At 60.6% G+C, this 287-nt stretch carries 1 protein-coding gene; it reads left to right on the top strand.

The annotated features are described in order from the left end of the window. Positions 1-287: hypothetical protein (locus EN818_RS33205; RefSeq protein WP_189524022.1), on the top strand; the 287-nt coding region annotated here is incomplete at both ends.

Genomic DNA, 287 nt, shown 5'->3' with positions numbered 1-287 from the left:
GCCAAGCGCGTGGCCGCCGACGAGGAGAAGAAAATCGCTGCCCAGCGCGAGGCAGACGAGAAGAGCTCCCAATCGGCCCGCCAGTTGGATCTGCGCCAGAAAAACGGACCTGCCGCGACCGCATTGCTGAACCTGTTCTCGGATAGCCTGAAGAAGACCGTCCTGGGTACCGCAGACAAGGCCAACACCTCCTCCGGGATCAATGTGGAGACCCTGTTCCCTGATTTCGCAAAGTGGAACGCGGGCCTTTCGCAAGACAACTGGAAGGCCACAGACGTGATCTCCGC

Origin of the sequence: Mesorhizobium sp. M3A.F.Ca.ET.175.01.1.1 (assembly GCF_004791945.1) — a bacterium.
Classification (GTDB): Bacteria; Pseudomonadota; Alphaproteobacteria; order Rhizobiales; family Rhizobiaceae; genus Mesorhizobium.
The sequence above is the reverse complement of the archived record's forward strand: the minus strand, read 5'-3'. Positions and strand labels throughout refer to the sequence as shown.